The following is a 26,843-nucleotide window of genomic DNA, read 5'->3' on the forward strand; positions in this document are numbered from 1 at the left end:
CCGAAAAAACTATCGCGGCGCGACATTTTCCCCGCGCCGCAGCAAACTGAACGTAGTATTAACCGACCCAGTGGCTTGAGTTGTGCATCGCGAAGAGCACGATCTGCCCTAGAGGTCTCCATCATATGCCGGCGACGACCACCTCCAGTGCCGACCTCGCCTCGCCGATTTTCGCCTCCGGCGCGGCCGACGCCGAGGTAATTCGGGGCCTTTCGCTCCAGCCGCGCATCCTCTACGCGACCCCGGAGATGGCGGATTTCGTCAAGACCGGCGGTCTGGGCGAGGTCGCCGGCGCCCTGCCCCGGTCGCTGCGCCGCCATTACGATGTTCGTGTCCTCATCCCCGGCTATCGCCAGGTGGTGGACCGGTTCGATCACATCCCCGTCGTCGCCCATCTGCGCGGCCATGCCGGCATCCCGCCCTGCGATCTCGGGCTCATCGAGACGGGTGACGGCCTCAAGGTCTACATCATCCTGAGTTCCGACCTCTACCAGCGCGACGGCACGCCCTATGGCGACGCGCAGGGCGATTTTCGCGACAACGACCTGCGCTTCGCGCGCCTCAGCCTCGCGGCTGCGGAACTGACCGGCGGGGTCGACCCGTCCTGGTCGGCCGACCTGCTTCACCTCAACGACTGGCAGACGGCGCTCGCCCCCGCCTATCTCGAATGGACCGGGCAGCGCGTCCCCAGCGTCCTGACGATCCACAACCTCGCCTATCAGGGCCTGTTCCCGAGCGATTCCCTCGGTCGCCTCGGCATCCCGGACGGGGCCTTCCAGATGGATGGCTGCGAGTTCTACGGGCATCTCTCCTTCCTCAAGGCCGGCATCTATTACGCCTCGCACGTCACCACGGTGAGCGAGACCTATGCCCGCGAGATCATGATGCCGGAATCCGGCTGCGGCCTCGACGGCCTCCTGCGCACCCGCGCCGCACAGGGGCGGCTGGCCGGCATCCTCAACGGGATCGACGAGAGCTGGGACCCGCGCACCGATCCGCACCTCGCCACCCGCTTCGAGGCCGACGACTGGAAGGGCAAGCGCGCCAATGCCGAGACGGTCCGCCGCCATTTCGGCCTCGCCGTCTCGCGCGGCCCGCTCTTCGCCATCGTCTCGCGCCTGGTCCACCAGAAGGGCATCGACCTCAGCCTCAGCGCGGCCGAGACCATCGTGGCCGAGGGCGGCCAGATCGTCGTCATCGGCGAGGGCGAGCGCCGGTTCGAGACTGCGTTGAGCGATCTCGCCCGCCGCCATCCGGATGCCGTCGGGGTCCAGGTGGGGTTCGAGGAGAAGGAAGCCCGGCGGATGTTCGCCGGAAGCGACTTCCTGCTGATGCCCTCGCGCTTCGAACCCTGCGGCCTCGCGCAGATGTACGCCCAGCGTTTCGGCTCTCTGCCGATCGTGCGTCGCACCGGCGGCCTCGCCGACACGGTGGAGGACGGCGTGACCGGCTTCACCTTCGGCGAAGCCTCGCAGAAGGGGTTCCTCGGCGCCGTCCGCCGCGCCCTCGACACGTTCGGCGAGAAGAAGCGCCTCAACGCCATGCGCCGCCGCGCCATGTCCCGCTCCTTCACCTGGGACGGCGCGGCCATGGACTACTCGGCGCTCTACGCCCGCGCGCTGGGCAATGGCGGCGGTCTTCGCGCCCGCACGGTCTGATCGTCTGCCTCGGAGCAATCTTGCGTCCGACGAGCCGATTTGTGTTGTCTGTCCAAAGCTTTACCTCATCCTGAGGTGCTGCGTAGCGGCCTCGAAGGAGAGTTCCAGAAGCCACTGCGCGAACTGGAGTACTCCTTCGAGGCCTCCGCTGCGCTCCGGCACCTCAGGATGAGGTGGTCTGGTGGGATGCTCTACTTTGGCGAGAGCACCGGTTAAGCGATCCGATCAAACAGCCTCAAACAAAAAAGGCGCCGGTTCATCGAACCGGCGCCCTTTCTCATACTATCCCGATGACACGGGCCGATCTCAGCCCTCGCGCACGAAGATCATCGTCCCGAGCGGCGGCGCTGCGAGAACCAGCGAATAGGGCTGGCCGTGGCTCTCCACCGGCTCCGCCTGGACGCCGCCCATATTGCCGACGTTCGAGCCGCCATAGCGCTCGGAATCCGAGTTGATCGCCTCGCGGTAGAACCCGGCCTCCGGCACGCCGATCCGATATCCCTCACGCGGAATCGGCGTGAAGTTAGAGACGACGACGGCGACCTCACCCGGATTCGTGCCCTTGCGTGCCCAGGCGATGACGCTGTTGTCCTGGTCGTCGGAGACCAGCCACTGGAAGCCGGCGGCCTCGCAATCCCTCACGTGGAGGGCGGGCGTCGAGGTGTAGAGGCGGTTCAGGTCGCGGACGAGATCCTTCACGCCGCGATGCAGAGGATCGTCGAGCAGGTGCCAGTCGAGGCTCTGGTTGTGGTTCCACTCTTTCTGCTGGCCGAACTCGCCGCCCATGAAGAGCAGCTTCTTGCCCGGATGGCCCCACATGTAGCCGAAATAGGCGCGCAGATTCGCGAATTTCTGCCAGCGGTCGCCCGGCATCTTGTCCAGCAGCGAGCCTTTTCCATGGACGACTTCGTCATGCGACAGCGGCAGGATGAAGTTCTCGGAGAAGGCGTAGAGCAGGCCGAAGGTCAGGTCGTGGTGGTGATAGCGGCGATGGATCGTCTGCTTCGACATGAATTCCAGGGTGTCGTGCATCCACCCCATGTTCCACTTGAATCCGAAGCCGAGTCCGCCCGTATAGGTCGGGTGGGAGACGCCCGGCCAGGAGGTGGATTCCTCGGCGATCGTCATCGTGCCCGGCGCGTGGCTGTAGGTCGCCTCGTTGGTCTTGCGCAGGAAGTTGATGGCGTCGAGATTCTCGTTACCGCCGTACTGGTTGGGGATCCACTCGCCCTGCCGGCGCGAATAGTCGAGGTAGAGCATGGAGGCGACGGCATCCACGCGCAGACCGTCGAGATGATAATGCTCGAGCCAGAACCGGGCATTGGCGGCGAGGAAGCTCGACACTTCCGTGCGGCCGAAATTGTAGATGTAGGTCCCCCAGTCCTGGTGGAATCCCTGGCGCGGGTCGGCATGCTCATAGAGATGCGTCCCGTCGAACTGGCCGAGGCCGTGGGCGTCGAGGGGGAAGTGGCCCGGCACCCAGTCCAGCATCACGCCGATGCCGGCCTCGTGGGCCGTGTCGACGAAGGCCGCGAAATCGTCCGGCGTGCCGAAGCGGCTCGTCGGCGCGAACAGCGAGACCGGCTGGTAGCCCCATGAGCCGTCGAACGGATACTCCGTGATCGGCAGCATCTCGATATGGGTGAAGCCCATCTCCTTGACGTAGGGGATCAGGCGCTCGCCCAACTCCTTGTAGGTCAGGTAGCGGTTGCCCTCCTCGGCGACGCGCGCCCAGGAGCCGAGATGCACCTCGTAGATCGAGATGGCGGTGTGGCGAGGGTCCTTCTCGCCCCGCGTCGCCATCCACTTGCCGTCGCTCCAGACGGGCGCGTTCGTGCCCTGGAGCACGGAGGCGGTCTCGGGCGGCTTCTGCGCCGCGAAGGCGACGGGATCGGCCTTGAGCGGCAGGAGCGACCCGTCGGGTCCGCGGATCTCGAACTTGTAGTGGACGCCGGCGCGCAGGCCCGGGACGAACAGTTCCCAGATGCCGCCGGTCTGCCAAAGCCGCATGGGGTGGCGACGGCCGTCCCACTCGTTGAAATCGCCGACGATGCTCACCCGGCGGGCATTGGGCGCCCAGACCGCGAAGCGGAAGCCGTCGATGCCGTCGAGCACCATGGATTGGGCGCCGAGCACCCGATAGGTCACGTCGCTGCCGATCTCGCGCAGGTTGTCGATGTCCTGCTGATGCAGCGACGAGCCGAAGCTATAGGGGTCGTGGCGCGTACGCTCGGTGCCGTCCCAGCCCTCGACCGCGAGTTCGTAGAGCGGACGCCCCTCGCTCTGCACGCGGGCGACGTAGAACCCGTCCTGGTGGCGCCGCTCGAACGGAATGCGCTTGCCCGCGGTGAGAAGGGTCGCCGACTTCGCCTCGGGCAGGATGACCCGCACTTCCCAGAGGCCGGGGCCGATCTGGTGAGGGCCGAGCACGGAGAACGGATCGCCGTGATCCGCCCTCATCACCGCGGCGACCGCGTCCGGATGGACGCCCTGAACGGTCGACGTATCGGCATCGGCCTGGCGGGAACTCCCCGACGCGGCCGAGCGGTCCGCGATCCGTTCGGACCGCTTCCGCTCCTGCTCGGACGTCTTCGCCAGGCTCTCGTCGATATCCGTCATTCAAACGCCTCTCTTGGTGTCGTCCAGAATTGTGAGAACCCCACGGGCTGGGATTTCGATCCAATCCGGCCGGTTATTGGCCTCGTAATCGACCTCGTAGAGCGCCTTCGCCAGGAGCGAGAGCGAGAGCAGCCGCGTCTCGGTCTCCGGGTCCGTCACCGCGGCGCGGCTGGTGGAGGCCACGGCACGGTAGGCGTCGAGGAACGCGGCATCGATCATGCCGCGCCAGGCGATGGACGCGCTGCGGGCGCGGCCTTCCGAATCCGCGAACCGGCTCGCGATCTCGCGGGTGACGGTCTCGGCGCCGTAGGCGAAGGAGCGCAGCATCCCGGCGACGTCGCGCAGCGGCGTCGACTTGGCGCGGCGCTCGTCGGCGGGGCGAGCGGGCTCGCCCTCGAAGTCGATGATGATGAGATCGCTCTCGGAGGCGAGAACCTGACCGAGGTGGAAATCGCCGTGGATGCGGGTCTTGGTCGCCCCCACCGGCGCACGCGCCGTCATGTCCTCGATCAGAAGCTCGACCTCGCGGCGGCGGCCGGCGAGCTCCGTGATCGCCGTGCTGGAGGTGCGTCCCGCCAGGGCGTCGAGGGCGCGGAACGCCCGCTCGCCCAGACGGCGCGCGTCCTCCCCGAGGTCGCGCAGGTCGTCATGCGTGAACGGCTCGGGCGCGAAGGCCGGGTCGTCGGTCTCGATGGCGAAGGCGTTGTGCAGCTCGGCGGTGCGGCGGCCGAGGAGCTCGGCCCAGCGCAGATGCGGGGCGAAGGCTTCGGTCGGGTCCGGCGCCTCGCTTTCGGGCGCGAGCACGACGGTGTCGAAGTCGCGACGTAAGCCTTCCAGCATGAGCGTCCAGGCATCGCCCTGGTTCGGCACGAAGGCCTGGAGCACGGCGAGCGCCGTCCGCGTCCCGTCCTCGGCCACGTGCTCGACGACGCCGAGGAGAGCCGGGGTGTTGGCGAAGCCCGCCTGCTCGGTGAGGAACCGGCCGACCTCGATCTCGGGATGGACGCCCGTCTGCATGCGGCGCAGGAGCTTGAGCATCATCTTCGAGCCGATGGCGATCGAGGTGTTGCTCTGCTCCGCGTTCAGGCTGCGGACTTCCGCCAGATCCACGACGACGTCGCGATCGAAGGCCGAGGTATGGGAGAAGACGAGCTTGCCGGTCTCCGTCGGCAGCTCGACGCCGTTGCGCATGCCGTCGATCAGGGCGACCGAGAAGGCGGGCGAGGCGGAGGCCCCGAACAAGAGGCCCGTGCGCGGTCCGCGACGGACGCGGGCGACCGCGTGCGACAGCAGCGTCTCGTCCTCGCGGCCCTCATCGACACCGAGGGGCACGAAGTAATCCTGGCGCTCGCCATTGGCGAGATGCACCGCCACGCGCGGCAGCAGGAAGCGGGTGGCGCCGCCGGCATCCTTCAGGGTGGCGCTGTCGATCACCGAGACCGACTTGATGCGGGTGCCCTTGGCGCCGAACCAACGGCGGGTGCCGATGAAGCGCGGCGCCACGGTGCGCTCGAAGGCGGTGCGCTCGCGCCCGGCCATGAGGGTCTCGACCCCGCCGGTGAGGACGAGGGTGAACAGTTCGGGCGTCTCCGGCTGCGGGCCGATCTCGCCGGCATTCGCGGCGTTGAGGGAGAACCAGTAGAACCCGTAGGACGGCAGGGTCAGCAGGTAGGGCAACTCGCCGATGGCCGGGAATTCCGAACCGCCGGTAAGCTCGATCGGCACGGCGCTGCGGAACTCGGACAGGTCCAGCTGCACGGCCTGTGGCGCGCGCGACAGGTTGGCCACGCAGAGGACGCGCTCGCCCTCGAACTCGCGGATCCAGGCCAGAACCTTGCGGTTGGTGGGATACAGGAACTGCATGGCGCCGCGCCCGAGGGCGACCGAGTTGTTGCGGATGGCGATCATGCGGCGCGTCCAGTTCAGCAGGCTCGTCTGCGACTGGGTCTGCGCCTCGACGTTGATGGCGTCGAAGCCGTAGATCGGGTCCTGCACCGAGGGCAGGAACAGCTTGGCCGGATTGGCGCGGGAGAATCCGCCGTTGCGGTCCGGGGACCATTGCATCGGGGTCCGCACGCCGTCGCGGTCGCCGAGATAGATGTTGTCACCCATGCCGATCTCGTCGCCGTAGTAGAGCACCGGCGTGCCGGGCATCGACAGGACGAGGGACTTCATCAGCTCGATCTTGCGGCGGTCGTTCTCCAGCAGCGGAGCGAGACGGCGGCGGATGCCGAGATTGATGCGGGCGCGGCGCTCGGCGGCATAGAACGACCAGAGGTAATCACGCTCTTCCGCCGTGACCATTTCGAGGGTGAGCTCGTCGTGGTTGCGCAGGAAGATGGCCCATTGGCAGCCCTCGGGGATTTCCGGGGTCTGCCGCATGATGTCGGTGATCGGGTGCCGGTCCTCGCGGGCGATCGCCATGTACATGCGCGGCATCAGCGGGAAGTGGAACGCCATGTGGCATTCGTCGCCGTCGCCGAAATACTGCGCGGTCTCCTCCGGCCACTGGTTGGCCTCCGCCAGCAGCATGCGGTCGGGATAGCTCGCGTCGAGGGCGGCGCGGATCGCCTTGATGACCGTGTGAGTCTCCGGCAGGTTCTCGCAATTCGTGCCGTCGCGCTCGATCAGGTAGGGGATCGCGTCGAGGCGCAGGCCGTCGACACCCATGTCGAGCCAGTAGCGCATGACCTCGATCACGCCCTCCAGCACGGCGGGGTTGTCGAAGTTGAGATCCGGCTGGTGGCTGTAGAACCGGTGCCAGAAATACTGCTTGGCGACCGGGTCCCAGGTCCAGTTCGAGGTCTCGGTGTCGAGGAAGATGATGCGCGTGTCGGAATACGGCGTGTCGGTGTCCGACCAGACGTAGAAGTCGCGCTCCGGCGACCCGGCCGGCGCCTCGCGGGCGCGCTGGAACCAGGGATGCTGGTCCGACGTGTGGTTGATGACGAGCTCGGTGATGACGCGCAGGCCACGGTCATGCGCGGCCTCCACGAACTTCCGGAACTCCTCCATCGTCCCGTAGGACGGGTTCACGTCGCGGTAATCGCCGATATCGTAGCCATCGTCACGCAGGGGCGACGGATAGAACGGCATCAGCCAGATGGCGGTGACCCCGAGGTCCCGCACATAGTCCAGTTTCTGCGTCAGGCCCTCGAAATCGCCGATCCCATCGTTGTTCGAGTCGAAGAACGACTTGACGTGGATCTGATAGATGATGGCGTCACGGTACCATTGCGGATCGCTACGATCGATCATCGCGTCGTTGCCTCATGCGTCGGGTTCAAGGGCGTGTTCGGCGTCACAGCGGCACCGGTCGCGGATGCGAACGGTGCCAGCCGCGTCGGCCGCAGCTTTGGCACCAGCTTCTGGGCGACAACGCGACGGACGGCTGAAAACTCGAAGTTTTGTGCTGACACGCGGGCCGCTACTCCGCAACCCGGCGGGGCGCGCGCAGACGCCAGATCACCACGGACCGCTCCGCCGGATCGAGGGCGATGCGGTGGGACTTGCCGCGCAGCTCGAATTTGTAGCCGAGCAGCAGGTCCTCCACCTCGACGGCGCCGTCATCGGGCTCTCCGAGGAGCCAGAGCGGCACCTCGTAGGTGCATTCCTGACGGTTCTTCGGATCGAGATTGACCATCACGAAGATGCAGTTGTCGCCCTCGGGCGTCGTCTTGGCATAGGCGACGATCTGGTCGTTATAAGCCCCCGTGAAGGTGACGTTGCGGAAGTCCCAGAGCGCCGGGTTCTCCTGCCGGATCCGGTTGAGCTTGATGATGTGCGCGCGGATGTTGCCCGGAGCATGGTAATCCCAGGCCTTCAGCTCGTATTTCTCTGAATTGAGATACTCTTCCTTGCCCGGATACGGCGCTGCCTCGCACATCTCGAAGCCGTTATAGATGCCGTAGACCGAGGACAGGGTCGCCGCGAGCGTCGCCCGCACGATGAATCCGGCGCGGCCGCTGGTCTGGAGATAGACCGGGTTGATGTCCGGCGTGTTGGCGAAGAAGTTCGGCCGGTAATATTCCCCCATCTCGCCGGCGAGCTCGGTGGAATAGTCGATGAGCTCCTGCTTCGTGTTGCGCCAGGTGAAGTAGGTGTAGCTCTGCTGATAGCCGGCCTTGGCGAGCTTCTTCATCATCTTCGGCCGGGTGAAGGCCTCGGCGAGGAAGATCACGTCGGGATAGCGCGCGTTCACCTGCCCGATCATCCATTCCCAGAACGGGATCGGCTTGGTGTGGGGGTTGTCGACCCGGAAGATGCGGGCGCCGAGTTCGGCCCAACCCATGACGATGTCGCGCAGCTCGATCCAGAGCGAGGGCAGCGCGCCGCCATAGAAGTGGACGTTGGAGATATCCTCGTACTTCTTCGGCGGGTTCTCGGCGAATTTCAGCGTGCCGTCGGGGCGCCACTCGAACCATTCCGGGTGGTTCTTGATCCAGGGATGGTCGGGCGAGCACTGGATCGCGAAATCGAGGGCGATCTCCATGCCGTAGGCGTGGCTGGCCGCGACCAGACGGCGGAAATCGTCGAGGGTGCCGAGTTCGGGGTGCACCGCCTCGTGCCCGCCCGCCTCCGACCCGACCGCGTAGACCGAGCCGACATCGCCTTCGAGCGCCGTGAGGGTATTGTTCTTGCCCTTGCGGTTGGTCTTCCCGATCGGGTGGATCGGGGTGAAATAGAGCACGTCGAAGCCGAGTTCGCGGATCTCGGGCAGGCGCCGGATCACGTCGTCGAACGTGCCGTGGCGGTTGACGTCCATGGATTGCGAGCGCGGAAAGATCTCGTACCAGGCCGAGAACCGGGCCGCGAGGCGGTCGGCGATCACCGGCACGTTCACCGGATAGCGCGAGCGGTTGACCCGCTCGGCATGCTTGCGGATCAGGGACGCGGTCTCGGGCGCGAGGATGAGGTCGAGCTGCGCCGCCGATCCGGTCTTTTCCGCCGCGAGAGCCGACACGATGGCCTGGAGCCGGGCCTGGTCCGGTCCGGTGGCGAGGTCGGCCGCCCCCTGCACGAAGGTGACGCCCTCGATGGTCTCCAGGCGCACGTCGACGCCCGCATCGCGCTTCTTCAGCGTGTCGCGGATCCAGGACGAGAAGGCATCGCGCCAAGCCTCGATGGTGAATTCGTAGCGGGCATTGTGTTCGAGGGGGAAGGAGCCGCTCCAGCGGTCGTTGTCCACGAACACCATGCGGTCCCGGCGCCATTCCTCCTCGCCTACGACCCGCGACAGGATCGCGGCGTCGATGATCTCGTGGCCGTCGCTGAAGATGTCGGCGGAGACCGCCACCTGCTCGCCGACCACGCGCTTGACCGGGGAACGGCCCCCGTCGATCTCGGGCGAGACCGCCTCGATGACGACGCGGCCTTCGCCCGACGGCGTGGAGGGAGTCGGGGGCTTCGCCACCACACGCCGTTCGGCGGCGAGGATGCGGATCTCGCCGGGCGCGAGGTCGAGGCTCGTGCCGGGGAGGAAGTCGATCGGCTCCGCCTCGGGGGTGACGTCCTTGAACCGGTCGAGCATGCCGCCCGTCCGCGCCACCAGCGGCCCGGCATCCACCGCCACCGCAACGGGGCCGGGATTGAACAGGACGAGGGTGGCGTGGCGCGCGGAGGCGCCGTGCCCGGTATCGAATTTCAGGAGCGCCACGTAATCCGCATCCGGCGCGGAGATGCGGGATTGCGCGCCCTCCACATTGGCGGAGGCGAGGCTGGCCTTCAGGGCGTTGATCGCCTTCACATAACCGGAAATGTCGATGCCGGTATCGGTCTCGCGGGAATCCGGTGTGGTCTCGACCACGTGCAGGGCGCGGCGGTAGCCCCATTCGTAGCCGATGGGCAGGAGCACGCCGGCCGAGAAGAACGCGGCCAGGGCGTAGCGCGCCTTCAGGTGCCGCGCCACAGCCTCCGCGCTACCGCCGAGGCCGGCGGCGAGTCGGGGCATGTCGTGGTTCTCGGGGAAGGCGATGGAGGGGGCGATCACGCGCAGGCGGTCGTACTGCTCGAGCGCCCACGGCGCCTTCAGGTCCCACCAGGCGAAGGAATTGAACAGGTAGTCGAAGCCCGCACCCGCCGTAGCCTGGGCCTCCTCGAAAGTGCAGCCCAGGGTCTCGGCGGCGAACAGGCAATCGGGCTCCAGCGCCTTGGCGGCGCCGATCAGGCTGCGCCAGACATCCGGCGGCACCTTGTAGGCGGCGTCGCAGCGGAACCCGCCGACGCCGAGATCCTGCATCCGGTTGATGTAGCCGGCCCAGAGCCGGGTCAGCTCCTCGCGCGCACCCGCCGAATGGTAGTTCAACTCGGCGAGGTCGCCCCAGACCGTGCGGATCGAGGGATCGTCCGGATCGACGGCCGCCGGGCTCTCGATGTTGCCGGCCTCGTCGCGCAGGAACAGGTCCGGCCGCTCCCGCGCCAGGGGACCGTCCTTGGCGGTGTGGTTGATGACGAGGTCGGTCATCACGCCGATGCCATGCGCGGCGGCGGCGGCGCAGAAGCGCCGGATCTGCTCGTCGTCCGAGGTGCCGTCATCGTCACGGAACCGCTCGTCGAGCCGGTCCGGATCGGAGACCGCATAGAGGCTGCGCGAGCCGCCGGTCTGATGGAAGGGGTTGAGGTAGATCCAGTCGAACCCCATCCCGGCGATGCGCGGAAGCTCCGCCGTCCAGGCCGAGACCTTTCCGACGAGGAGGGGGAACAGGTTGTAGATGCGCGGCCCCTCGGCGCGGGGGGCGAGGCCCGCAGGCAGCGCCACGGTTCCGGCTTCGGTCCGCTCGGCGGAGATCTTGGCTGGGCTCGGCGCGTTCATGCGTACTCCGTTCTCTTGAATATCGTGTCCCCGTCTCCCAGAGGAGCCTCCCGCGCGGCGGCGGGTGGGGTGGGGATGGGCGGCCCTCGGCGAGGACCACCCTTCTAGGTTCGGCGACCGTCCCGGATCCGGGACTCAGGCGGTGCGCTTCAGGACCGCGTAGGGCAAACGCGCGAACAACCGGCCGAGGTCGACCGAAGTTCCCTCCGGCTGGACGTCGCCGCCCGTCATGAGGTCGATCCAGCGGCTCTCCGCCGCCACCGGAAGGGTGGTGCCGGCAAAGGCCTCGCCCGACCACGTCGCGTCGCCGACGAGGCCGGAGACGAGGCGCGGCACCGCCACGAGAAGGTCGCCCTCCCCGCTTGTGGCATCCGAGCGTGTGAATGCGATGACATGGGCGGCGAGCCTGCCGTCGGCCGTCACGGCGATATGGTCGGCATCGGCATAGAAGCTGGGTCGCTCCGCCCGGTCGGCGAGGAGACGCGCCAGCGTCGCCTGCTTCACCCGCCCGTCCGGCCAATGGTCGAGCAAGGCGGGCAGATCGGCCGTGTCGCTCAAGGCCTCCTCCCGCGCCGCGTAATCCACCGGGCGGCGGTTGTCGGGATCGACGAAGGAGAAGTCCCAGAACTCGGTGCCCTGGTAGACGTCGGGGAGCCCCGGCAGGGTCGCCTTCAGCACCGTCCGGCCGAGGCCGGCGATCATGCCGAGATGGGCGAGCCGCCGCGCGATCGGGCGCATGAGCGTCATGAACTTCGCGCCCGGCGTGATCAGGCCGGCGAACAGCCGCTTGACCGCGGCCTCGTACCGCTCATCCACATTGACCCAGCTCGACCGGCGCTTGCCCTCGCGCAGGGCCTTTTCGGAATAGGCGTCGAGACGGTCGCGGAACTCCGCGATGGCGGCCTCGTCGTCCCCGTCCAGCAATTCGAGCGGCCAGGCACCAAGGATGGCCTGGAGGAACATCCACTGGTCGTTGGCGTCGGGCGCCGGCCCCTCCTCCATGGCGGTGAGGTGGGTGCGGGCCGACTGGCCGAGGATGGTCCAGGCTTCGGCCCAGACTTCGGGGATCTCGGACAGGGCCAGCAAGCGCGAGCGGGCATCCTCGCCGCGCTTGGTGTCGTGGGTCGCCGTGGTGATCATGGCGTTCGGCCAGTCACGCGCCCGCGCCGCCTGGAGCGCGTGGAAATGCTCCAGATCGATGCCGTATTCCCCTGGATCGCCGCCGACCTCGTTGAGGGCGAGGAGTTCCGAGAAGCGGTAGAACAGCGTGTCTTCCAGGCTTTTCGCCATGACCGGACCGGTCAGCTGCTGGAACCGGCGGCGGAACCGCAGGATGACGGCGGGATCGGGACGTCCCGGCCCCCCGGCATCGATCCGGCCGAGCAGGGCCTTCGAGGCGAAGTCGTGGACCGACCGGTCCGGCAGGGCGCTCCAGCGCTTGGCCTTGGCCACCGCCCCCTCGATGAGGCGGACGTCCTCGTCCTCGACATCGCTCTCGTCGAGGTCGCTCGCCAGGTAGGAGCGGTAGGTGGGAAAGCGCGCGATGATCTCGATCAGCGCACGGCGGATGGCGTTCACCGAGAAGTCGCGCGTGCGCCGATCGGCATCGGCGATGCGCTTCAGGTCGGCGGTGAGCACTTCGAGCTCGCTGGCGAAGCTGATCTCGAGGATCTCCGCCTTGGCCGCCCGGAGTTGCGCCTTGTAGGGCTCGTCCATGCCGGTGGCCCAGCGATAGAACCGGGTGATGCGGGTGTGCTTCTCCTGATCCACCAGGATGCCGTCGAGCTGGTTCAGCACGTCGTAGCCGGTGGTTCCGGCGACGGGCCAGGGCCGCAGCTTCTCGCCGGGTTCGAGGATCTTCTCGACCACGACGTAGAAGCCGGGGCCGACGGCGCTCTGCAGGGCGCGCGCATAACCCTGTGGGTCGGCCAGACCGTCGATATGGTCGATCCGCAGCCCGTCGATCCGCCCCTCGGAGATGAGGCGGAACACCGTCTCGTGCGAGCGGTGGAAGATGTCGGACTTCTCCACGCGAAGGCCCGCGAGGCCGTTCACGTCGAAGAAGCGGCGGTAGTTGATGTCGCTGGCCGCCACGCGCCAATGGGCGAGGCGGTAGGATTGCTGCTCGAGGAGCCGGTGGAGCGGCCCGAAACTGTCGGGCCTTCCCTCGAAACCGTTGAGCAGGGTCAGGGTCCGGTCGATGGCCTTGGCGATGGCGGGCGAGGCCTCCACCGCGTCGGCGAGCCGGCGCTTGAGGCCGTCGGCCTCCTCCGGGAATCCCCGGCGGCGCTCCGCACTCGTTTCCTCGCTCATGAGACGCAGGCGCTCGGAGACGGCCAGAACTTCGGCCGCCGCGTCGTCGCCGATCTCGCCATGCGCCGCAAGCGCCCGGTTTAGGATCGAGGGATATTGCAGCGGGCAGATCGGGAACTGATGCTCGTAATGCCAGACGCTGAAGGCGCCGGCGGCGGCATCGTATTTCAGGTCGAGGGTGCCGTGTTCGAGGGCTTCGCCGTAGCGGTCGCCCAGGAACGGGATGACGAGGTTGTTGCGGGCACCCTGCCGCTGCCAGTCGATGTCGAAGGCGTGCGCCAGCGGCGAGAGATCGCCCCATTCAAGGACGGAGAGCCACCACGGATTGTCGGCTCCGCCGACGCCCATGTGGTTGGGTACGATGTCGAGGAGCAGCTTCAGGCCGTGCCGGTGCATCACGTCGGAGAAGCGGACGAAGCCCTCCTCGCCGCCGAGTTCCGGGTTGATCGTCGAATGGTCGACGATGTCGTAGCCATGGGTCGAGCCCGGCCGCGCCTTCTGGATCGGCGAAGCATAGACGTGGCTGATGCCGAGTTTGGCCAGATACGGCACGATCCGCTCGGCATCGGCGAAAGTGAAGTCCTTGTGGAACTGCAGCCGATAGGTGGCGCGCGGCGGCGGCGAGGAGAGACGCGCCGCACCCGAACGGGGGCCGCGTTCCTCGGCCGAGAGCGCGGCGGCAAGCTTCGCCAGCGGACCGCCCGGCGCGGCGATGGCCTCCAGGGTGCGGTCGAGCTTGCGCCGCCAGTTGGGATAGCCTTCCGTCGAGCCCGGCACGTTGGCCTGGCTCAATTCCGAGACGACGTCCTCGTACTGCACCGCCGTGAGCATGGACGGTGCACGCGCCAAGTAGCGCGCCGCCGCTTCGAACGGCGCCACCTCGGGCACGTCGTAGCTCGGCAGCAGCTGCTCGGAGGCGAGCGCCTCGGTAAGGCGGGAGCGTTCGGTGACGCGCTCCCGGCGCTCCGCTTCCGCCCGCTCGGCGTCGTAGAGGCCGAGCGCCTGGCGGGTGTCGGTATCGACCCCGCGCCACCAGCCGACGAAGGTCGGCAGATCGTGCGTGGTGATGGCGGTCAGCGCGTCGCGCGGATAGGCGCCGGGGCTCTTGAAGCGGCCGCCATGCTCGCGCTCGAAGGCGAGGATGCGGTAGCTCAGGATGCCGGCCTGCATCAGCGCGTCGGAGAAGCCCTCCGGCGCGGTGCCGAGATCCTCGGCGATGACGAGGCATTTCGCCCGGTGGCTCTCCAGCCGCAGGACCGCCAGCATCGGCTCGAACGGCATGGCGACATAGGCGCCGTCCTTCGCCGATCCGGTGACAGGGATGAGGAAGAGGCGGGCGAGCTGGAAGGCATGGTCGATGCGGATCGCGCCGGCATGGCGCATGTTCGCCTGGACCAGGGCGCGGAACGCCGCGAGCCCGTCGCGCTCCATTTCGAGGGGGTGGAAGGCCGGCAGGCCCCAATCCTGGCCCTTGGGCGCCAGCAGATCGGGCGGCGCACCGATGGAGACGCCGTTGGCGAAGCGTTCGGGATGCGACCAGACTTCCGACCCGCCGCGATCGGCGCCGACAGCGAGATCGCGGTAGAGGCCGAGGCGCATGCCGCTCTCGAGGGCCGCCTTCGACGCATCGGCCAATTGGCGATCGGCGAGGTATTGCAGCCAGATATGGTAGGTGACGGCCTCCGCATGGGCGAGCGCGAACGCCTCCACGGCCGGAGTCCCGGCGCGGCGCATCTCCTCCGGCCAGTCGCCGGACCAATAAGCGCCGAGCGCCTTGTAATGGGCGGACAGCGCCTCGAACGTCCCATGGGCTTCGAGATCCGCGCCGCCCGCGTCGCGGAAGGCCGAGAAGGCGGCGTCGTCACCCGCACGCGCCGGGGATTCGTGCCAGAACGCTTCCAGCACGGGAGACAGAACACCCCAGATACCGGGATGGTCGACCAGGGTCGCGGCCTGAAGGCCGGCGATCTCGGTGGCCTTCTCTCCCAACAAGGCAGCGGCGCGCGAGCCGGCGAAACCGGGCAACGCGCCGGGCTCGATAAACAGCGTCTCGAGGAACAGGCGCGAAGACGGCGAATAGGGCGAGATCTTGCTGCGGTCCGATTCGAACAGCGCATGGACCGGGCTCAGGCCCAGGAACGAGGCGCCGCGAATGCCGGCATCCCGTGCGGCGCGGCCCGCATCGGCGTAGCTGCCGATGCCGAGATTGTGCGGCGAGCGCAGGCCGTAGAGCTGCGCGGCGAGGCCCCAATCCCGCGCGCCCTCGTCGGCATAGGCGGCGGGGCGCCAGCAGCGCTGCGGGGCGGAGATGACCCAGGATTCCGATTTCCGCTCGCCGAGCGCCACGGTGAGACGGTGGTAGCCGGGCGTCAGGGGCGGCAACTCGATACGGGGTTCGCCCGCCCCCGTGATCGACGCCCTCCCCTCCCGCGCGAGGCCGCGCTCGTCGACGAGGCGCCACGACACGGCGCCATGCGCGTCCACGGCCTGAACGGGGATCGTCGAGGCGCGCCGCGCCTCGACCGGAATCAGCGACGGGACGAGCCCGAGCCGCACGGATTCCACCTCCGCGAGGCTGCTGGCGATCTCGTCGTCGTTGCCCGCCGGGAAACCCAGGGCGGCGACCATGCCGCGCCGGGTCTCGATGTCGGTCGCCACGGGCTGGCCGAAGGCGTCGGTATAGCCGGATGCGATGCCGAGGAGATCGGCCAGCCGTTCGAGGTCGCGGCTCATCGGGCGGCTCCCGTCAGCACGATACCCGTCCAGGTGGGAAGCTCGATCTCGCTGCCCGTATGACCGTTCGACCAGATCACCTGACCTCCATGGGAATCGACGGCGAGGGGATCCTCGCCGAAATTGGCGACGAAGCGCAGGGTGCCGCCCGCATAGCGCCATGTCACGTCGAGGGAATCCGGGGACGGCCGGGTCACGTCGGCCCCGAGATAGCGGGTCTTCGTCAGGGGCACGACGGATTGGTGCCGGATCTGGAGCAGGTTGCGGGTGTCGGCCCAGACACCGCGATGGGGCTGCCGCTCCGGCTCCGCCCAGTCGAGCTTCGAATCGACGAAGGTCTGCTCGGCGGTCGGATCGGGGATGACCGAGGTGTCGTCGGCGAAAGCCGCGAAGCTCTTGAATTCACGCCGGCGCCCCTCGCGCACCGCTTTGTTCAACTCCTCGTCCGGCGCGAAATCGACGAAGAACAGGAACGGCGCAGTGGCCGACCATTCCTCGCCCATCCACAGCATCGGGATCTGCGGAGCAAGGAGCAGGCCGGCTCGCGCAAGGCTGAGCTTGTCCGGGTCGCTGAGCGCGCTCAGGCGCTCACCGAGGGCACGGTTTCCCACCTGATCGTGGTTCTGGAGGAAGGTGACGAAGGCCGAGGGCGGTAGATGGGCGGAGGGCTCGCCGCGCGGGTGGTTGTCGAGGCTCGGGAACGGCTCGCCCTGATAGGCGAAGCCTTCCGCGAGGCAGCGGGCGAGATGATCCACCGGCTTGTCGGCGAAGCTGACGTAATAGCCCGCGTCCTCGCCGGTCAGCAGCACGTGCCAGCAATGGTGGAGGTCGTCGGCCCATTGCGCCGTGTGCTGGAGCGGCTGGGCCTGATCGTTGCGCTCGAGCCAGCGGGCCTGGTTGGCCTCGTTCTCGAGGACGAGGTGGATGTGCCGTCCGGGCAGGCGCGTGCGGATCGTCTCCGCGAGCTCGCCGATGAAGTGCTTGGGCGAATCGTCGAGGATGGCGTGGACCGCGTCGAAGCGGATGCCGTCGAAATGGTATTCCTCGAGCCAGTAGAGCGCGTTCTCGATGAAATAGTCGCGCACGACCTTGCCGCTGGTCTCGCCGTCGAAGTTGATGCCGGCGCCCCAGGGCGTCTGGTGACGCTCGGTGAAAAAGGTCTTGGCATAGGCGTGGAGGTAATTCCCGGCCGGGCCGAAATGGTTGTAGACCGCGTCGAGGAACACCATCAGCCCGAGCGAATGGGCTGTGTCGATCAGATGCTTGAGCTCGTCCGGGCGTCCATAGGCGGCATCCGGCGCGTAGGGCAGCACGCCGTCATAGCCCCAGTTGCGGGTGCCCTTGAAGTCGGCCAGCGGCAGGAGCTCGATGGCGGTGACCCCGAGATGGGTCAGGTCTTCGAGCTTGGCCTCCAGGGCGGCATAGGTCCCCTCCGGCGTGGCGGTGCCCACATGCAGCTCGTAGAGGACGGCCTCTTCCCAGGGGCGACCCGTCCATTCGCCGTCGCTCCAGTCGAATGCCTTCGGGTCGATGACCTCGCTGAGGCCCGACACGTCGTCCGGCTGGAAGCGCGAGGCGGGATCCGGCACGACGAGGTCGCCGTCGATGCGGAAACCGTAGCGGGCACCGGGGCGGACATCCGGCACGGTGGTGCGGCGCCAGCCTTCGCCGGCCTCTGGGATGGGATGCTCGGCCCCGTCGACCACGAGGGCCACGTCCTTGGCCGTGGGTGCCCAGAGGGCGAAGCGCACGCCGTCCGCCGCGATCGCGGCACCGAAGTTCATGTCGTGTGTGCGCCGCATCAGACCGCCATCTCGCTCATTGGGAAACCTCGCGGCCGGGTCGCACCGGCCACGGGGGAGAAGGCCGTCCGCGAGGGTCTGGTTCCCTCGCCATACGGCTTCGCTTGCGACGTAATGCGCGGGTCACGGTCGACAACCGCCGGGCGGACAAGTTTTGTGTGCGGCGCGCCATGGCGCCTCGATCGTGGGCATTACGGCGGCCCGATGCATCCCGCCGCGCCATAGGCACGTTGAGTGAGCGTCGCCTCGCCGATGAGCCGGCGGCGAACCTCAAGGGAGACAGCGCATGAGCCGCGGATATCCGTCCATGACCGCCTTGCTGGGTCTGCTCGCCGTCGCGGGTTACCAGAACAGGGACAAGATCGCCGAATTCCTGGGCGGTGCTACGAACAAGACGACGGCTCCGGGAACGCCGGGAGCCGCGACCGACAACCAGGGCGGTCTCGGTGGCATCCTCGGCCAGCTGGGAGGCGCCCTCGGGGGTGCCGGGGCCGGCGGCCTCCTCGGCGGGGGCTTGAGCGAGCTCGTGGAGCGTTTCACCCAGAACGGCCACGGCGAGACGGCGTCCTCCTGGGTCAACCAGGGTCCGAACCAAGAGATCGCGCCGCAGAACCTCGAAAAGGCGATCGGCCCGGACATCCTGGCGACCCTCGCGCAGCAGACGGGACTGACCCGCGAGGAATTGCTGTCCCGCCTGTCGCGGGAATTGCCGCAGGCCATCGACCGCTACACCCCCGACGGCCGCGTGCCGGCGTAAGCGGTCGTCTCCTCCCGGGCTCACTCCGCCCGGGAGGATCGATAAGGGTCAGAGCAGCGTGCCGCGCAGGATCAGCATCGCCACCGAGAAGTAGATGACGAGGCCGGTCACATCGACGAGGGTGGCCACGAAGGGCGCCGAGGCCGTCGCCGGATCGAAGCCGAGGCGCTGGAGCACGAAGGGCAGCATCGATCCCGTCAGCGAGCCGAAGGTGACGATGCCGACCAGGGCGGCCCCCACCGTCGCCGCCACCAGCATCCAGTGCTCGCCGTAATCGTAGAGCCCCGCCTTCTGCCAGACCACGATGCGGACGATGCCGATCGTCCCCAGGATCGCGCCCAGCAGCAACCCGGTGGGCACCTCGCGCAGGGCCACGCGCCACCAGTCGCGCAGGCGGACCTCGTGGAGCGCGAGCGCGCGGATGAGGAGCGAGGTCGCCTGACTGCCCGAATTGCCGCCCGAACTCATGATGAGCGGGATGAACAGGGTGAGGACGATGGCCTTCTCCAGCTGCCCCTCGAACCCCTGCATCGCCGTGGCGGTCATCATCTCGCCGAGGAACAGGGCGCAGAGCCAGCCGGCGCGCTTCCGGATCATCGTGCCGAAGCCGATATCCATATAGGGCTCGGGCAGGGCCTCCATGCCGCCGAAGCGCTGCACGTCCTGCGTCTGCTTCTCCACCATGGCGTCGATCATGTCGTCCACCGTGACGATGCCGATGAGGTGGCCCACCGCATCCACCACCGGCAGGGCCAGCAGATCGTATTTCGAGATCAGCCGCGCCGCCTCCTCGCGGCTGGCGGTGGGCGAGACGGCGAGCGGCCGCCGGCCGGCGGCGACGCTGAGGACGTTGTCGTCGGGATTGCCGGAGATCAGCCGGCGCAGGGGCACGGCCTTCGTCAGCGCCTGGGTGCGCGGGTCGAGGACGAAGATCGCGTAGATCGTCTCGCGGGTCTTCTCGACGGTGCGGACATGGTCGAGGGTCTGCTGCACCGTCCAGTTGCCCGGCACCGTGACGAATTCCGTGGTCATCAGCGAGCCCACGCTCTCCTCGCCATAGGCGCTGAGCCGGTCGATCGTGCCGCGCGTCTCCGCATCGAGCCGCGCCCTCAGATCGGAGCGGCCCGGCTCCTCGATCTCGCGGAACACGTCCGTCACCCGGTCCGCCGACATGCCCGACAGGTAGGACGCCACCCGGTCGCGCGGCAGCATCTCGATGATGTCGGCGGCGAGGTCGAGCTCGGGCTGGTCGAGCACCTCCACCGCCCGGTCGTGGGGCAGCCCCAGCAGAATCGCGGCGGCGACCTCGGGCGCCTCCTCGTTCAGCGCCTCGACGATGTCGGGCGCGCGTTCGTCCGACAACCGGGCGGCCAGCACGGAGGGATCGATCTTGGTCGGGAAGGGGGCGATCTGGTTCATGGGCTCACCTCGGGGGAGGAGTGCGATCGGGCCGTGTTCGGCCGGATCGCGGTGAGCCGCGCGTGAACCCCTCAGGGCCTCAGGCGGTCAGAACGATAGCGGCCGGGCGGGCTGGATCGACGGGACTGTCGCTGGGCATGGATGGGGAATTCGGGCTCCAAGGCGTCCACCTGCGATCCGCACATGCGGATCGCCGAGGGGAAGCCGTCGGCGGCGCCCCCATGCGCTCCGCCACGGGGCGCGTCAAGATGAATTTCCTCCTGTCTTTCGGACCTGCCGGCGGGACGCGCGGGACGGCCGTGGGAGCCGCCGCTTCCGCCTTCGGAACGGGCAGCGACGCGACCGGGATCGCGCGCCGACGGAGCACAATCCTGCAACATATTTCTCTATGGGAGGAAGATCGTCCGCTTATCGGGGAAAATCCGGCCACGACGAGCCATCATATGAAAAATATAAGTCTCGCGCCCGCTTGTATTGCGCCCAATGTATCGCCTATCTTGAGGGCGTCGGACACGAAGGAGTTTCGCCATGAGTTGGTCTGCCCCCGTTGTTCAAGAAGTTTGCGTCGGCATGGAAGTCACCAGCTACGAGTCGGCGGAAATCGATCCCTTCAACTGAGGGATCGGCGCCCTCACGGGCCCGTGTCACCAAGCCCCATCATCACCAGCCAGGAGAAACGTCATGACGTGGTCTGCCCCCATCGTTCAGGAAGTGTGCGTCGGCATGGAAGTCACCAGCTACGAGTCGGCTGAGATCGACACCTTCAACTAAGTCGATCGCTTTTAAGAGCGGTATGAAAGGGCGGCGTTCCAGCAGGGATGCCGCCTTTTTCGTGCTCGCCTGGGCTCGATGCCCGGCCGTTTCAAAGTTTTCGGAACCGTTCCGGCAAGAACTCTGCTAGAACTGGCACTTCGGCTCATGAGATAGGGACACGTTCGGGTCCCTGCGGTGAACTCGTCATTCGAGAGAAACACCCCATGACCCAAGAGATGCCAACTATGGAATTCTCGGACCTGACCGGACGGGCGACCCAGAACGGCATCACGGTGACGGTGAACGTCTATCGCTTCGCCGGCACGCAGGATCCGTGGACGCTCGAAGTCATCGATCAGACCGGCTGGTCCACCGTCTGGGATACGACCTTCGCCTCCGACGAAGACGCCCTCGACGCCTTCATGGAGGCCATCGAGGACGGTGACGGCATGCGCGCGTTCCTCGAACCGCCGCCGACCTTGCACTGACACGATCCGGATCGGCCCTCCGCCGCCCCACGCAGCAAGCGATGTGGTGGATGGCGGTGGTGTCGTCCCCCTCTCGCCGGCCTCAGAGGGCGAACACGCCGACGATGGCCCGGCCCATACCCGACACCGCTCCGGTCGCCGCATGGAACATCGCAGGTCGATGCGCCCTGTCTATGCGAGTGGCCCGCGCCCCATCACATCCACCAGAAAGCAGATCCTTCATGAACAAGCCCGACATGCTCGCCGAGAACGTCTCGATCGCGGATCTCGCCGGACGGAAAGCGGACCGCCTCGAATATCTGAAGGGCGTCTATCTCAACATGGTCCCCGACCAGACCCGCAATCCGACCCTGCGCGTTCGCCTGAGCCGGCTCGGATCGGGCACCCAGCCGGCCTACCGGATCGAGGCCGAGGATACCGACGGCCAGACCGTCATCATGGGGTTCTATCAGGGCGACAAGCACAAGCCGCTCGCAAAGCGCCTGCACGATTCCGACGGACCGACCTGGAGCAGCGAGACCATGAGCTATGTCGAGCTCCGCACGCTGCACAACAGCCAGATCGGGGCTTGAATCGTCCATGATCGAGTTCTTCGACAGACAGGGCGGCGAGGCGGCGTACTGCCACGACGGGCACTCCCTCTACCTCTGGAACGGCCGAGCCGCGGCCTTCATCCATGACGACAAGGTCTACGCCTATGACGGCCGCTTCATCGGCTGGGCGGACCGAGGCTGGATCTCGGACGAGCACGGAGCCTGCCTCCTCTTCGAACACGACGCCGTGGGCGGCCCTCACAAGCCCGCGCGGCAGGCGAAGACGACGCCCGGCCCGAGGCGCACGAAGCCCGCGCGCGCCGAACCGGGGCAAGCCCCGCCCCGCCCCGCCGCCTCCACGGCCTGGTCCGATCGCGTCTTTTCCGACCTGATCTGATCCCTAACCGAACCCGTTCGCACGAGAGGGAAACCGCATGACACCGACGAAGAAGCTGGCTCGCGTCCTCACCGACGAGACGGACGGAGGCTATCGCCTGACCATCGAAACCGTGGACGGCGAGATCTTCCGCATCCTCGCCACGGAAGATCAGGTGAACGACCTCATCGACGAACTCGATGAGCTGGTCGGAGACGATGCCGACGAAAAGCCCCCTCTCACGGAGGAGGAAGAACATGTCGGCGAGGAGCAGCCCTCATAGGGCTGGGTCGATACGAGGAATGGCCCGAGACGGATCCGGGACGTTCCGGGACGTCGATGACGAGCGGGTTGGCGGTGCGCGCTCGTCTCGGAGCGGTTCTCAAAACCCGCTCGATGAGATTTCTCAGCGGATGCTCGCGCCAGCGCCGAACAGCTGCCAAAGTCGATCGTCCAAACCAACCACCTCATCCTGAGGTGCCGGAGCGTAGCGGAGGCTCTGAGGGAGCCCTCCAGTCGTCGCGCGATCCCTGGAAGCCTCCCTCGAGGCCGCTCCGCGGCATCTCAGGATGAGGTGAAACCTTGGACGAACCGCTCGAACAGGTACTTAGAGCCGGTAGCGGATCTGGTCGGTCCAGAAGCGCTCGAGGCGGCCGAGGGCGACGTTGAGGCGTCCGAAATCGTCGTCGGAGATGCCGCCGATCGGCTGGATGGTGCGGGCGTGCTTGTCGTAGAGGCCCTGGATGATGTCGTGGATCGTGCGGCCCTTGTCGGTGAGGCTGATGCGCACCGAGCGGCGGTCGGTCTTCGACCGGGCGTGGTGGAGGTAGCCGGCCTCCACGAGCTTCTTGACGTTGTAGGAGACGTTGGAGCCGAGATAGTAGCCCTTCGTCCGCAGCTCGCTGGCCGTCAGTTCCTTGTCGCCGATGTTGTAGAGCAGCAGCGCCTGGACGCTGTTGACGTCCTCACGACCGCGACGCTCGAACTCGTCCTTGATCACGTCGAGAAGGCGGCGGTGAAGACGCTCCACGAGGTGCAGCGCTTCGAGATAGGAACCGTGCGCCGGGCTGGTCTCGGCGGAGGTGTTGCTCTCGATCACCTTGGCGGACTGGGACTTCATCTGGGTGCCTCGTCAGGGTTCTTGGGTCGGGCGCCGTTGTGTTCGGCACCGCTTATGAAGCCAATCTACGAGTCACGGGTGAAAGACGGTTTAAGCGATACGATGAATTTGCAATTTACCTCTGTCGGTAAATGCAAAATGAAAGTAATCCAGTAAGGTGTTGTTTACCTGACCTCGCGCGCCGCAGCCCAAGACAAAGCGAAATAGATCACAACAATAGCGCCCAGGCTTCCGAGGACCGGGATCGACATCGGCAACAGATGCGGCGTGAGGATCGCCAGGGTGACGGCACTCGTGGCGGCCAGCAACCAGACCACACCGCCCCAGGCGCTGGTGAGCCACATCCCGATCGCCGCCATGAAGTCGATCACGGCGAAGTAGACGATGACCGTCTGGCGGCCGAGCGATTCGGCTTCGAACGGGCGCGCCCCCGGAAAGATGTCGAGGATCGTCGCCCAGGTCGAGACGCCCTTCGCCAGCCACAACACGGCCGTGACGCGCATGAACCAAACCAGGACCACGTCCCACCCCGTCTGCGGCACACGCGGCGACCGCTCGATGCGGTCGCCGGCCACGTCGTTGGCGCGCCCGCGCCCGTCCCGCGTCGCGCCGACCTTGGTCAGTCCCCTCATGACGGCATCCTTTCCGATCCATCGAATGTCGCCGATCCATCGAATGTCGGCGCGTCGCCATCGGGCAGGTCGGTGAACGCCTCGGCGATCCCGGCCGGGTCCACGTCGGCCAAAGCGGCGGGCCGCCAGTCCGGGCGGTTGTCCTTGTCCACCAGCACGGCGCGGACCCCCTCGTGGAAGTCGTGCCAATGCATGGCCCGCATGGCGAGGCGATACTCCGCCTGCATCGCCTCGGCGAAGTCCATGCCGATGCCCCGCCTCATCTGCTCGTGCGCGATGCACAGGGAGTGGGGAGAGCGCGTGCGCATCAGCGCGGCGGTCTCGGTGGCGAAGGGCGACCCGTCCGCGTCGAGTCTCGCGAGGATCCCGGCGACGCTGTCGGCGGAGAAACAGGCCTCGATCGTGGCGCCATGCGCCGTGATCGGACCGACCTCGGGAAAGGCCGTCGCGTGGCGGTCGAAAGCCCGTTCGATGGCGCCACCTCCGGCCAGCTCGTCCGTGATGGCGTCGAAATTCTCCGCCGCCGCATGGTGGGTGGCGAGCCCCAGAGCGCGGGCATCGCCGGCACCGATCCGGGCGCCGGTCAGGGCCAGATAGACCCCTGCGCGACCGGCCAGGCGCGGAAGCGAATGGGTCATTCCCACATCGGGAAAAAACCCAATTCCCACTTCCGGCATCGCGAGGGTGTAGCGCTCCGAGGATACCCGGTGGCTCCCGTGCAGGGACAAACCCACCCCGCCGCCCATGACGATCCCCTCGATCAGGGCGATGTAGGGTTTCGTATAGCGCTGCACATAGGCGTTGAGGTGGTACTCCGCGAGCCAGAACCGCCTCACCTCGTCGTCCAGCCCCCGGCGGGCGAGGTCGTGGATCTGGCGGATGTCACCGCCGGCGCAGAACGCCCTCCCACCCCGGCCGCGGACGACCACGCGGGTGATCGTGTCGTCGCGCTCCCACTCCGACAGGGCGCGATACATCGCCGTCGTCATGGAGACCGTGAGCGCGTTCAAGGCTTTAGGCCGGTTCAGGGTGATCAGGCCGGCGTGCCCGCGCCGCTCGAACAGGATCTCCGGTTCGTCTGCGCCTGTCATCCATCGTCTCCGGTCGGCGGCTGCCTCACCCTCGGGGGCTCGCGGGATTCGGCGCGTCGCGCGGTGCGGGGTCGAGGAAACGCCGCGTTCACCGTGTCGCTTAGACGAACTCTGTCGTGACCCGTCAATCGGGGGGCGGCGATCGGCCCGGGTTTCGAAGAGTTTTGGGGATGTGTTAGGCCGGCCCCGACGCGCCCGCGACGGGCCTTCGAGACGTAGAGACCATGACCGAAGCGACCCCGACCCCGCGTCCCCTCGCCATCGAGAGCGCCAAGGCGAGTTCCGCCGCGTCGCTGAGCATCACCCAGCGCCCCCGGCGCAACCGCAAGGCGGAGTGGTCGCGCCGCCTCGTGCGCGAAAATACCCTGACGGTGGATGACCTTATCTGGCCGCTCTTCGTCATCGAGGGGACCGGACGGCGCGAGCCCATCGCCTCGATGCCCGGCGTGGAGCGCCTCAGCGTGGACGAGATCGTCCGCGAGGCGGAACGCGCGGCGCGGCTCGGCATCCCGGCCATCTCCTTCTTTCCCTATACCGAAGCGTCCCTGCGCGACCCGACCGGATCGGAAGCCCTCAATTCCAACAACCTCGTCTGCCGCGCCGTGCGTGCCGTGAAGAAGGCGGTGCCGGAAATCGGCGTGATGACCGACGTCGCCCTCGATCCCTATACCAGCCACGGCCATGACGGCCTGATCGAGGACGGGGCCATCCTCAACGACGAGACGGTGGCGCTCCTCGTGGAGCAGAGCCTGATCCAGGCCGAGGCGGGCACGGACATCATCGCCCCCTCCGACATGATGGACGGCCGCGTCGGCGCGATCCGCACCGGCCTCGACAAGGCCGGTTTTCGCGACGTCCAGATCATGGCCTACGCGGCGAAGTACGCCAGCGCCTTCTACGGCCCGTTCCGCGACGCCATCGGCACCTCGGCCGCCCTGGTGGGCGACAAGCGCACCTACCAGATGGATCCGGGCAATTCGGACGAAGCCCTCCGGGAAGTCGCCCTCGATCTCGAGGAGGGCGCGGATTCCGTGATGGTCAAACCGGGCCTGCCCTATCTCGACATCATCCGCCGGGTGAAGGACGAATTCGGCGTTCCGACCTTCGCCTATCAGGTCTCGGGCGAGTACGCGATGATCGAGGCCGCCGCCCTCAACGGCTGGCTCGACGGCACCCGCGCCATGACGGAGAGCCTCCTCGCCTTCAAGCGCGCCGGCGCCGACGGCATCCTGACCTATTACGCGCCCCGCGTGGCCGAACGCCTGCGCGACGGCATCTGAGATGCGCCCGCGGGCGGCTCGGCCCGCCGGCGCGCTCCTGCCGATCGCGGTCGTCGCATTCCTGACGGCCTGCGACAGCTCCGTCGACCGGCTGCGGATCACCACCTGCCGGCGGACGCTTCCCGCGCTGGTGGCAGCCGACCTCTCGCCCCGTCTGCTCCATGTCGGCCGTGGATCGGCGCCCGACAGCGTGCGCGTCGATTACGCTTTGGGCCAACGCCAGCACCGCATCGACTGCCTGTTCGACGGCGGCGCGGGTCTCATCGGCATCCGCATGGACCACAAGGCGGTGTCGGGCGGGGCGCTTTTCATGCTTAAGAAATACTATCTCGAAACATTAGATTCCGAAGCAAACGACCCCGCGCCGGCGCGCTAGGCATTCGCGCGGCCCTGGCATTCTTATTGCTTCGGTTTGCTTGGGGAGGCGGCAGGATTGTCTCTGACCGGCAGACCTCGAA

The 26,843-nt window shown here is 67.4% G+C and carries 19 protein-coding genes; 10 read left to right on the forward strand and 9 right to left on the reverse strand.

The window, feature by feature from the left end:
* Nucleotides 1-125 precede the first annotated feature (125 nt).
* Complete coding sequence (gene glgA, locus FV220_RS04580) at nt 126-1,658, forward strand: glycogen synthase GlgA (RefSeq protein WP_147829916.1); 1,533 nt, start codon at nt 126-128, stop codon at nt 1,656-1,658.
* A gap of 306 nt (nt 1,659-1,964) precedes the next feature.
* Here the strand turns inward: glgA and glgB are convergent, their stop codons facing one another.
* The 5 genes from glgB to treZ form a co-directional block, all read right to left on the reverse strand.
* A complete protein-coding gene (glgB, locus tag FV220_RS04590; protein ID WP_246689381.1) occupies nt 1,965-4,118 on the reverse strand; it encodes a 1,4-alpha-glucan branching protein GlgB in 2,154 nt (717 codons plus the stop codon).
* A 159-nt stretch (nt 4,119-4,277) separates the two neighbouring features.
* Nucleotides 4,278-7,535, reverse strand: coding sequence for a maltose alpha-D-glucosyltransferase (gene treS / locus FV220_RS04595; protein WP_147829920.1), 3,258 nt, complete (start codon nt 7,533-7,535; stop codon nt 4,278-4,280).
* Between the two features lie 169 nt (nt 7,536-7,704).
* Nucleotides 7,705-11,088 (reverse strand): maltotransferase domain-containing protein, encoded by a 3,384-nt coding sequence (locus FV220_RS04600; protein WP_147829922.1) that lies wholly within the window; start codon nt 11,086-11,088, stop codon nt 7,705-7,707.
* Nucleotides 11,089-11,223: 135 nt separating this feature from the next.
* Nucleotides 11,224-16,134 (reverse strand): malto-oligosyltrehalose synthase, encoded by a 4,911-nt coding sequence (locus tag FV220_RS04605; protein WP_147829924.1) that lies wholly within the window; start codon nt 16,132-16,134, stop codon nt 11,224-11,226.
* Entirely contained in the window at nt 16,131-17,936 is a 1,806-nt protein-coding gene (treZ, locus tag FV220_RS04610) for a malto-oligosyltrehalose trehalohydrolase (RefSeq protein WP_147829927.1), read from the reverse strand. Before treZ ends, FV220_RS04605 begins: the two co-directional genes overlap by 4 nt.
* Nucleotides 17,937-18,222: 286 nt before the next feature.
* Between treZ and FV220_RS04615 the strand changes: the two genes are divergently transcribed.
* On the forward strand, nt 18,223-18,693 hold the full coding sequence (locus FV220_RS04615; RefSeq protein WP_026175652.1) for a YidB family protein: 471 nt from the start codon (nt 18,223-18,225) through the stop codon (nt 18,691-18,693).
* A gap of 48 nt (nt 18,694-18,741) precedes the next feature.
* On the opposite strand, the gene mgtE is transcribed toward FV220_RS04615, so the two are convergent.
* On the reverse strand, nt 18,742-20,112 hold the full coding sequence (mgtE, locus tag FV220_RS04620; protein WP_018042172.1) for a magnesium transporter: 1,371 nt from the start codon (nt 20,110-20,112) through the stop codon (nt 18,742-18,744).
* A 528-nt stretch (nt 20,113-20,640) separates the two neighbouring features.
* Here mgtE and pqqA (FV220_RS04625) point away from each other — a divergent pair.
* From pqqA (FV220_RS04625) to FV220_RS04650, 6 genes are all read left to right on the forward strand, one after another.
* A complete protein-coding gene (pqqA, locus tag FV220_RS04625) occupies nt 20,641-20,730 on the forward strand; it encodes a pyrroloquinoline quinone precursor peptide PqqA (RefSeq protein ID WP_081612606.1) in 90 nt (29 codons plus the stop codon).
* A 63-nt stretch (nt 20,731-20,793) separates the two neighbouring features.
* On the forward strand, nt 20,794-20,883 hold the full coding sequence (gene pqqA, locus FV220_RS04630) for a pyrroloquinoline quinone precursor peptide PqqA (RefSeq protein ID WP_018042171.1): 90 nt from the start codon (nt 20,794-20,796) through the stop codon (nt 20,881-20,883).
* Nucleotides 20,884-21,089: 206 nt separating this feature from the next.
* A complete protein-coding gene (locus FV220_RS04635; protein WP_026175651.1) occupies nt 21,090-21,353 on the forward strand; it encodes a hypothetical protein in 264 nt (87 codons plus the stop codon).
* A gap of 221 nt (nt 21,354-21,574) precedes the next feature.
* Nucleotides 21,575-21,925 carry a hypothetical protein gene (locus FV220_RS04640; protein ID WP_238254130.1) on the forward strand — a complete coding sequence of 117 codons (351 nt, stop codon included), beginning with the start codon at nt 21,575-21,577 and terminating at the stop codon, nt 21,923-21,925.
* Nucleotides 21,926-21,932: 7 nt separating this feature from the next.
* Complete coding sequence (locus tag FV220_RS04645; protein WP_056150079.1) at nt 21,933-22,283, forward strand: 4-fold beta flower protein; 351 nt, start codon at nt 21,933-21,935, stop codon at nt 22,281-22,283.
* 37 nt (nt 22,284-22,320) lie between these two features.
* Nucleotides 22,321-22,545 carry a hypothetical protein gene (locus FV220_RS04650; protein ID WP_018042166.1) on the forward strand — a complete coding sequence of 75 codons (225 nt, stop codon included), beginning with the start codon at nt 22,321-22,323 and terminating at the stop codon, nt 22,543-22,545.
* 324 nt (nt 22,546-22,869) lie between these two features.
* Here the strand turns inward: FV220_RS04650 and FV220_RS04655 are convergent, their stop codons facing one another.
* From FV220_RS04655 to FV220_RS04665, 3 genes are all read right to left on the reverse strand, one after another.
* Nucleotides 22,870-23,382, reverse strand: coding sequence for a winged helix DNA-binding protein (locus FV220_RS04655; protein ID WP_018042165.1), 513 nt, complete (start codon nt 23,380-23,382; stop codon nt 22,870-22,872).
* Between the two features lie 164 nt (nt 23,383-23,546).
* Nucleotides 23,547-24,014 carry a DUF6163 family protein gene (locus FV220_RS04660; protein ID WP_018042164.1) on the reverse strand — a complete coding sequence of 156 codons (468 nt, stop codon included), beginning with the start codon at nt 24,012-24,014 and terminating at the stop codon, nt 23,547-23,549.
* The gene (locus tag FV220_RS04665) at nt 24,011-25,105 is read right to left on the reverse strand and encodes an enoyl-CoA hydratase/isomerase family protein (RefSeq protein ID WP_147829929.1); all 1,095 of its coding nucleotides are present in this window, start codon (nt 25,103-25,105) and stop codon (nt 24,011-24,013) included. The genes FV220_RS04660 and FV220_RS04665 overlap by 4 nt, the downstream gene beginning before the upstream one ends.
* 224 nt (nt 25,106-25,329) lie before the next feature.
* On the opposite strand from FV220_RS04665, the gene hemB reads away from it, so the two are divergent.
* Together hemB and FV220_RS04675 are read left to right on the forward strand one after the other, a co-directional pair.
* Nucleotides 25,330-26,385: a porphobilinogen synthase gene (gene hemB / locus FV220_RS04670; RefSeq protein ID WP_056150087.1), complete on the forward strand. Its 1,056-nt coding sequence runs from the start codon at nt 25,330-25,332 to the stop codon at nt 26,383-26,385.
* Between the two features lies 1 nt (nt 26,386).
* On the forward strand, nt 26,387-26,761 hold the full coding sequence (locus tag FV220_RS04675; RefSeq protein WP_056150091.1) for a hypothetical protein: 375 nt from the start codon (nt 26,387-26,389) through the stop codon (nt 26,759-26,761).
* Nucleotides 26,762-26,843 lie beyond the last annotated feature (82 nt).

The organism is Methylobacterium sp. WL19 (assembly GCF_008040005.1).
Taxonomy (GTDB): domain Bacteria; phylum Pseudomonadota; class Alphaproteobacteria; order Rhizobiales; family Beijerinckiaceae; genus Methylobacterium; species Methylobacterium bullatum.

Bases quoted from the DNA above. Each gene is read 5' to 3' on its own strand.
- glgA (WP_147829916.1), top strand. From the start codon at position 126: ATGCCGGCGACGACCACCTCCAGTGCCGACCTCGCCTCGCCGATTTTC.
- glgB (WP_246689381.1), bottom strand. From the start codon at position 4,118: ATGAGGGCGGATCACGGCGATCCGTTCTCCGTGCTCGGCCCTCACCAG.
- treS (WP_147829920.1), bottom strand. From the start codon at position 7,535: ATGATCGATCGTAGCGATCCGCAATGGTACCGTGACGCCATCATCTAT.
- FV220_RS04600 (WP_147829922.1), bottom strand. From the start codon at position 11,088: ATGAACGCGCCGAGCCCAGCCAAGATCTCCGCCGAGCGGACCGAAGCC.
- FV220_RS04605 (WP_147829924.1), bottom strand. From the start codon at position 16,134: ATGAGCCGCGACCTCGAACGGCTGGCCGATCTCCTCGGCATCGCATCC.
- treZ (WP_147829927.1), bottom strand. From the start codon at position 17,936: ATGCGGCGCACACACGACATGAACTTCGGTGCCGCGATCGCGGCGGAC.
- FV220_RS04615 (WP_026175652.1), top strand. From the start codon at position 18,223: ATGAGCCGCGGATATCCGTCCATGACCGCCTTGCTGGGTCTGCTCGCC.
- mgtE (WP_018042172.1), bottom strand. From the start codon at position 20,112: ATGAACCAGATCGCCCCCTTCCCGACCAAGATCGATCCCTCCGTGCTG.
- pqqA (WP_081612606.1), top strand. From the start codon at position 20,641: ATGAGTTGGTCTGCCCCCGTTGTTCAAGAAGTTTGCGTCGGCATGGAA.
- pqqA (WP_018042171.1), top strand. From the start codon at position 20,794: ATGACGTGGTCTGCCCCCATCGTTCAGGAAGTGTGCGTCGGCATGGAA.
- FV220_RS04635 (WP_026175651.1), top strand. From the start codon at position 21,090: ATGACCCAAGAGATGCCAACTATGGAATTCTCGGACCTGACCGGACGG.
- FV220_RS04640 (WP_238254130.1), top strand. From the start codon at position 21,575: ATGAACAAGCCCGACATGCTCGCCGAGAACGTCTCGATCGCGGATCTC.
- FV220_RS04645 (WP_056150079.1), top strand. From the start codon at position 21,933: ATGATCGAGTTCTTCGACAGACAGGGCGGCGAGGCGGCGTACTGCCAC.
- FV220_RS04650 (WP_018042166.1), top strand. From the start codon at position 22,321: ATGACACCGACGAAGAAGCTGGCTCGCGTCCTCACCGACGAGACGGAC.
- FV220_RS04655 (WP_018042165.1), bottom strand. From the start codon at position 23,382: ATGAAGTCCCAGTCCGCCAAGGTGATCGAGAGCAACACCTCCGCCGAG.
- FV220_RS04660 (WP_018042164.1), bottom strand. From the start codon at position 24,014: ATGAGGGGACTGACCAAGGTCGGCGCGACGCGGGACGGGCGCGGGCGC.
- FV220_RS04665 (WP_147829929.1), bottom strand. From the start codon at position 25,105: ATGACAGGCGCAGACGAACCGGAGATCCTGTTCGAGCGGCGCGGGCAC.
- hemB (WP_056150087.1), top strand. From the start codon at position 25,330: ATGACCGAAGCGACCCCGACCCCGCGTCCCCTCGCCATCGAGAGCGCC.
- FV220_RS04675 (WP_056150091.1), top strand. From the start codon at position 26,387: ATGCGCCCGCGGGCGGCTCGGCCCGCCGGCGCGCTCCTGCCGATCGCG.